The organism is Gemmatimonadaceae bacterium (genome assembly GCA_035533755.1).
Lineage (GTDB): Bacteria > Gemmatimonadota > Gemmatimonadetes > Gemmatimonadales > Gemmatimonadaceae > JAGWRI01.
In genome coordinates this window covers 1-6,951 of record DATLTC010000069.1, presented here as the reverse complement: position 1 = coordinate 6,951, position 6,951 = coordinate 1, and the positions used below count along the sequence as shown (strand labels likewise).

Annotated in this window: 6 protein-coding genes; 4 read left to right on the top strand and 2 right to left on the bottom strand. The window is 69.0% G+C overall.

The genetic code is table 11. From position 1 onward, the window contains the following. The coding region (locus VNE60_11020; GenBank protein ID HVB32047.1) for a chemotaxis protein CheB at positions 1–203 on the top strand (203 nt) is incomplete at its 5' end. Next, on the top strand, positions 178–2,265 hold the full coding sequence (locus VNE60_11015; protein ID HVB32046.1) for a response regulator: 2,088 nt from the start codon (positions 178–180) through the stop codon (positions 2,263–2,265). The genes VNE60_11020 and VNE60_11015, both read left to right, overlap by 26 nt. 66 nt (positions 2,266–2,331) lie before the next feature. Here the strand turns inward: VNE60_11015 and VNE60_11010 are convergent, their stop codons facing one another. Continuing rightward, entirely contained in the window at positions 2,332–4,890 is a 2,559-nt protein-coding gene (locus VNE60_11010) for an SLBB domain-containing protein (protein ID HVB32045.1), read from the bottom strand. Next, the gene (locus VNE60_11005; GenBank protein HVB32044.1) at positions 4,890–5,849 is read right to left on the bottom strand and encodes a sugar transferase; all 960 of its coding nucleotides are present in this window, start codon (positions 5,847–5,849) and stop codon (positions 4,890–4,892) included. Before VNE60_11005 ends, VNE60_11010 begins: the two co-directional genes overlap by 1 nt. A gap of 221 nt (positions 5,850–6,070) precedes the next feature. Between VNE60_11005 and VNE60_11000 the strand changes: the two genes are divergently transcribed. Together VNE60_11000 and VNE60_10995 are read left to right on the top strand one after the other, a co-directional pair. After that, positions 6,071–6,661, top strand: a complete 591-nt coding sequence (locus VNE60_11000) for a polysaccharide biosynthesis/export family protein (GenBank protein ID HVB32043.1) — start codon at positions 6,071–6,073, stop codon at positions 6,659–6,661. Then, a partial coding sequence (locus VNE60_10995; protein HVB32042.1) for a hypothetical protein occupies positions 6,658–6,951 on the top strand: 294 nt, incomplete at its 3' end. The genes VNE60_11000 and VNE60_10995, both read left to right, overlap by 4 nt.

Below are 6,951 nucleotides of genomic sequence, written 5' to 3'. Positions count from 1 at the left end.
AGGGCTTGCGGGCCGTGAAGGCCGCGGGCGGACTCGTCCTGGCGCAGGATGAGGCGTCGTCGGTGGTCTTTGGCATGCCGGGCCAGGCGGCAAAGAGCGGCATGGTGGACGCCGTGCTGTCGGTGGACGAGATCGGGGCTCGCCTCATGCAACTCACCACGGAAACAGGGGAGAGCGATGGTCGCGCACATCCTCGTCGTTGAGGACAGTCGCACACAGGCCGAGGCGATCCGCGCCGTGCTGGAATCCGCCGGCTACGAGGTGGAACTGGCCGAGAGCGGGGAGAAGGCGCTCGCGCAATTCGACCCCGAACGCTGTCACGTGGTGATCAGCGACGTGATGATGCCGGGCACGGTGGACGGCTACGCCCTCTGCCGCCGCATCAAGCAGAGCCCCGGGGGGCGCCATACGCCGGTGATGCTGCTCACCAGCCTCGCCTCCCCGATGGACATCATCCACGGCCTGGCGTCGGGCGCCGACAACTTTCTCACCAAGCCGTACGATCCCGACCATCTCGTGGAGCGGCTCCAGGTGCTGCTCCGCACGCGGGAAGCGCGGGCCCAGCGCAAGCTCCATATGGGGATCGACATCTACTTCATGGGGCAGACGTTCAACATCACGTCCGATCGCGAACAGATTCTGGATCTGTTGATCTCCACCTTCGAAGACGCCGTGCGGCAGAACCAGGCGCTGCGTCAGCGGGAGGAGGAATTGATGGTGGCGCGGGCGGAGCTGGCCCGCTACGCCGAAACGCTGGAAGCGCGGCTCGAGAGCGTGTTGCGCTCCGTGCCCGACGTGCTGTTCAGCGTGAAGGCCGACCTCACCAGCGTGTACTACTTCTCACCGGCGTGCACCGAGATCACCGGCTACGAGCCCGACCAGTTCATGCGCGATCCGGCGTTCGCCATGCGGCTGGTGCATCCCAACGACGTGGCGCAGGTGGCGGCGGCGTTCCAGCGCGCCCAGGCCGGTGAACGGGTGACCTGTGAATGTCGTTGGGTGCATCGCCTGGGGGGCACCAAGTGGCTGCACACGACCGTGGTTCCGGTGCGCGACGACGCGGAGCGCGTGGTGCGGCTGGATGGCATTGCCCGCGACATCACGGAATCGCGCCGGCTGGAAGAGCAGTTCCGCCAGGCCCAGAAGATGGAGTCGGTGGGGCGTCTCGCGGGCGGGGTCGCGCATGACTTCAACAATCTGCTCACGGTGGTGCTTGGCGAAGCCGAATTCGCGCTGGAAGGAATGGCGGCCGATGATCCGGGGCGCGGGTCCCTCGAGCAGATCCGCGCGGCGGGGCAGCGCGCCGCGGGGCTCACGCGGCAGTTGCTCGCGTTCTCGCGGCAACAGATCGTGGAGCCGTCGGTGTTCAACATCAATGCGCTGGTCGTGGAGATGGACAAGATGCTGCGCCGGCTCATCGGCGAGAACATCGACCTCGCCACGCGGCCGGCGCCGGAGCTCGGTCTCGTCAACGTGGACCGCGGGCAGCTGGAACAGGTGCTGATGAATCTGGTGGTGAATTCTCGCGATGCCATGAACGATGGGGGGCGGATCACGATCGAGACGGCCAACGTGGATCTCGACGCGGAGTATCGGCAGCAGCATGGCGACGTTGCGCCTGGCGAATATGTGATGCTCGCGGTGAGCGATTCGGGAACGGGGATGAGCGAGGAGACCAAGTCGCGGCTGTTCGAACCGTTCTTCACGACCAAGGATCGCGAGAAGGGGACCGGGCTGGGCCTGGCCACGTGCTATGGGATCGTGAAACAGGCGGGCGGCCTGATCGTGGTCTACAGTGAAGAGGGAGTCGGTACGACCATGAAGGTGCTGCTCCCGCGGGCGCACGACGTGGCGGCACCGGCCGTGCGTCGCGCCCCGGCGCCGATCGGTGGCCATGAGGGCATTCTTGTTCTGGAAGACGAGGAGGCGGTGCGCCGCCTGACGGTCCGCATGCTTCAGGCGCAGGGGTATCGTGTGGTGAGCACGGCGAGCGGCGAAGAGGCCCTGGCGATTCTCGAAGCCGGCGAGGAGCGCGTGCAACTGCTGTTGACGGACGTCGTGCTGGCTGGACGACTGAACGGGGGCGTCGTGGCCGCGCGGGCCCGCGCCCTGCGGCCCGAGCTGAAAGTGCTGTTCACGTCGGGCTACACCAGCGACGTCACGATCCTGCACGGCATGCTGGACGAGGGCATCGTGCTCGTGCAGAAGCCTTTCACCGGCGAGGCGCTGGGCCGCAAGGTGCGCGAGGTGCTGGACACGCGCTGAACGACCGGATGGGGGACCCGGCGAACTGGAGCAGTCGCCGGAGCGGTGCGTGTGGGAAGAAACGCGCTACTTTCGCAGCAGCGCCGCCATCGCGACCAGCGTTCCGAGCACCGACGTGGTCACGCTGATCACCTGTGCGAACTGGAATCCGCTCCCCGGTTCCTTTGTAGGCACGAACACGGTGCTTCCGGGGCCCGGGGTGGGGGTCGAGCGAAAGATCCAGAGGTGCGAGTTCTTGCTCTCGATCTTCCCGTTCGCCTGGGTGACAAAGGCGTGCCCGGCATCCGCCATCGCCGTACCCCCGCCCGCCGCGCGTACGTAGTAGTCCAGATCCGCCCCACGCACGTACGTCACGGCAACCGGTGAGTTTACCGCCCCGCGCACCGAGACGATCCCCGAATACGTCGGAACGTTTATCGAATCTCCGTCCACCAGGGGCAGGTTGTCCCGGCTCGATGGCCTGGCCAGCGCGTTGGGCAAGTCCACCCCGATCCGCCCCACCCCGTTGTGGCGCACCAGCACCATCCCGCCGGCGTATGCACTGTTGGTCAGCCCGCCGGCGCGCTCGATCACGTCGGCCAGCCGCTCGTCCTTGGTCTGCAACGCGTACACGCCGGGATACCTCACCTCCCCCTCCACCGCCACCGTGCGCTGCAGCGCCCACCCCGGCTGCCGCATGATCAGCACGTTGTCGTACGGCTGGAGCGGCACCTCGGGCGCCGTGGCCGCAGGCGCCGCGATGCCCGGCGGGCCCAGATACCGCCCGTCCGCCGTGCGCTCGAACAGATAGGTGGAATCGAGCGGCACCCGCTGGGTCACCGCCGTCACCCCGTTGGCCCGGTCTTCCGGCAGGTGCGCGATCTCCGCGTCGGTGAGCAGCGCCCCGTCCTGCAGCCCGCCGGCCAACAGCACCGCGTCGCGCAATGTCATGCCGTCGTGATACGGGAACCGCCCACTCTTGGTCACCGCCCCGTCGATGCTGATGAACCGCTTGGGCCGGAACTCGGTGAGGGAATACACCTGGATGGAATCGCCGTCCCGTAGCAGGATGTCCTGCGCCGGCGTGCCCAGCGTGTCCTTCAGCGATGCCTGCACCACCCGCCGCGTGCTGTCGGGCATGAGCCTGAGCACGCTCACCTGCCCCAGATAGCTGTCGGGCTTGAGCCCGCCTGCCGCCCGCAGCGCCTGCGACAGCCGCATCCCTGGGGTGAACGCGAGATCGCCCGGCTGCCAGACGTTCCCCGACACGGAGATCCGGTCCGCCACCCGCTTGGCGATCTCGCCCACCCGCACGATGTCCCCGGGCTGCAGCGCCACCGCCGGCCCCAGCCCGCTGGACAGCAGCGGACTGGTCACCTGGATCATGGTCCGGTCCTTGCCGCTCGCCGTACGCTCGGCGGGCGGCACCACCCGCTCGATCACGATGCTCCGCCGGTCGGCCGTGGCCCGGAAGCCCCCCGCCATTCTCAGCGCATCGGCGAGCGTCTCGCTCGGCTTCAGTTCATACGTAGCGGGGCGCATCACCCCACCCGCGATCCGCACCCGCCCCCCGCGCACCGGCACGAACACGATGTCCCCGCTCTGCAGCCGCACGTCCTTGGCCGCGTTCCCCGCCAGCAGATAGTCGTATACGTCGAGCGTGTCCACGGGCTTGCCGCCGCGCACGAGCTGCACGCCGCGCATGCTCCCGTTGTCGGTGGGGCCGCCGGCCGCGTACAGCGCCGTGAGCATCGTCCCCAGATTCGACACCTGGTACGCCCCCGGCTGCTTCACGTCGCCCGTCACGTACACCTGCCGCGTGCCGAGCCCCGCCACGCTCACCGTGAAATGGGTGGTGGGATCGGTGCGCTTGATGCCCGAATACGACCGCGACAGCCGCGCGAACAGCAGATTGTTCAACTGCGTCATCGTCAGATTGGCCACCGGGATCTGACCCACGTTGGGGATCACGATCCACCCCTCGCGCGTCACCGTGAGCGCGTACGCGGCCTGCACGTCCCCCGTGAGCGTGAGCACCAGCCGGTCGCCCGGGCCCACCTGGTAGTCGTCGCTCACCGGCCCGTTCTGGTTGGGGTCGAACTGCGACGTGGCCCGCGAGAACATGTTGAGCCCGAACAGGGTGAACCCGCTGTCCACCACCGCGCTGTCGGCCGCGCGCGCCGCCAGCAGCGCCCGCAGCGAGCCGGCCGCGGCCGTGTCCGTGCGCAGCGCCCGGGCTATCGAATCGAGCAGCGCCGAGTCGCTCCGCGCCCGCGTCTGCTGCCGCCGCTGCCCCACCAGCCGCAGCGAATCCAGCGCCGTGGTGTCCATCACCCCCAACTGCTTGACCGCCGCGTACACGTCGGGGGTGAGCGCGAACGTCGAGTCGGCCCCTCCCCCGGGCAGCACCGCGTCGAGCATGCTCGCCGGATACCCCATGGCGGTGAGCCGGCTGCGTACCTGGTCGGCGCTGAGCCCGCTGTTCAGCAGTTGCTGCCGTAGCTGCGCCACCACCGCCGGATCGGCCAGCGCCTGCTGCGCCTGCGCCGGCGTGGGGATCTGCTGCGCCCGCGCCGCCCGCGGCATTCCCGCCCACGCCATCGCCGCCGCCATCACCAGCACGATCTTCGAACGTCGCGTCATCATCAATCCGGCAGTTCCCCGCCAGGCCGAACCACCGCCTGTAGCGTTCTTGAAAGTATGTGCAGATCGGTGCGCAGCGAATAGCCGCGCACGTACCCGAGTTCGATGCGGCACCGGTCGGGATACCCCACGTCGTGCCGCCCATTCACCGCCCACGCCCCCGTGATCCCCGGCCGCACCGAGAGCAGCAGCTCCGCCGACTCGCCGTACACCCCCAGCTCGTCGGGCACCACCGGCCGCGGCCCCACCAGCGACATCTGCCCCACGAACACGTTCCACAACTGCGGCAGCTCGTCCAGGCTCGTGCGCCGCAGAAAACGCCCCACTCGCGTGGTGCGCGGATCGCGGCCGTCGGGAATCTTGAAGTGGTTCCGCCGGTAGTCCTCGTACATCGCCGGATCGGTCTTGAGCTCGTCCTCGGCGCTGGCCCGCATGGTGCGCAGCTTGTAGCACCGGAACCGCCGTCCCTTGTACCCCACCCGCTCGTGCGCGAAGATGGGCGACCCCGCGCTCTCCATCCGGATGAGCGCGCACAGCACCCCCATCACCGGCGCCAGCACCACCATCCCCACACCCGCGCCCGCGAGGTCCACGGTTCGCTTCATGGCCGCCTGCCAGAATCCCCTGATCGTGGGCGCCAACCGCACCAGCGGACTGTCGCCGCTCCACACCACCACCGGGTCGTGCCCCGCCGGCACCTCCGTGGGCATCACGGCCAGCAGCTCGCACCCGTGCATCAGCGCCAGGTCGGCCACGTGCCGCATGGCCCGGTTTCCCACCGGCCCCGCGATCAAGATCGTTTCGGCGTTGTGCTGCTGGAGCGCCGCGGCGAGGTGGCCGACCGCCGCCGCTTGCTCGTCGTCGTCCACTTCCACGGCCACGGCCGCGGCCACCACCATGCGCCCCGCCAGCACCGCGGGGTGGGCCAGCGCTCGCGGCAGGTCGCCGGCCGAGCCGATCACCACCACCCGGCGCGCACGCGCGCCGGGGGCGGCCGGCGCCGGCGCCGCTTGTCCCTTCGGAATTGTCTTGCTGTCTCGCATCCGCGTTCTTGGTTGCAAGTGGGTTGGCGAGCCAAATCTACGGGCCGCTGCGGCATCGCGACAGCCTTGCCACGCTCATTTATCAGCAGTAGGATCATCACCACCGCAATATGAAGTCTCTATCAAGACTCGCGTCGTCGGTGCTCGCCGTCACAATCATGGCGGCCGCGTCCGCGTTTGGACAGGCCCCCGGCCCCCGGGCCCTGCCCCTCCAGCCCGGCGACCGCGTGCTGCTCAGGATCTGGGCCGACACCACCGTCATGGATTCCGCGGTGGTCGGCGATAACGGTTCCATCATGCTCCCCAGGCTCGGGCCCCTGTCGCTTACCGGCGTGCCGGCGCCCGCCATCGGCGACTCCGTGCGCAAGGCCTATTCGGCGCTGTTGAACCCCGTGTCCGTCGAAGTCACCCCCCTCCGGCGGGTGAGCGTCGTGGGCGAGGTCCGCAGCCCCAATGTGCTCTATCTGGACACCTACTCCACCGTGCGCGACGCCATCTCGCGCGCCGGCGGCATCGACGACATCGGCCAGGTGGACCCGATCGTCCTCATGCGCGACTCCGGGCGCGTGAAGCTCGACCACTGGCGCACCCGCGCCGACGACGCCGCCGTGATCCGCTCGGGCGACGTGATCATCGTCGAGCGCGACCCCTGGATCAAGCGCAACATCTTCTCGGTGATCTCCGGCCTGGGCATCGTCGCCTCGCTGATGATCACGATCTTCCACAAATGACCGACGACGGAACCCCCATCGTCTTCGACCTCGGCGACGCCGCGCGGCTCGTCGTGCGCCGCTGGCGCCGGGTGGCCGCCGGCGCGGCGTGCGGCCTTGCGGTCGCGGGCGGCGTGCTGCTCTTCTGGCCCCCGTCGTTCCCCGGCCGCGCGCTCCTGCTCATCCGCGAGTTTCCCGGGACCGGCAACAGCCTGCAAGGCAAGGTGAACCTCTCTCAACTCGTGCCCGGCCTCCTCGGTGGTGATCAGGACGTGGAACTGGCCACCCAACTCGCCCTGCTCCAGAGCCGC

What these genes read in the sequence shown, in the direction of transcription:
- VNE60_11015 (HVB32046.1), top strand. Translation starts at nt 178, where the DNA reads ATGGTCGCGCACATCCTCGTCGTTGAGGACAGTCGCACACAGGCCGAG.
- VNE60_11010 (HVB32045.1), bottom strand. Translation starts at nt 4,890, where the DNA reads ATGATGACGCGACGTTCGAAGATCGTGCTGGTGATGGCGGCGGCGATG.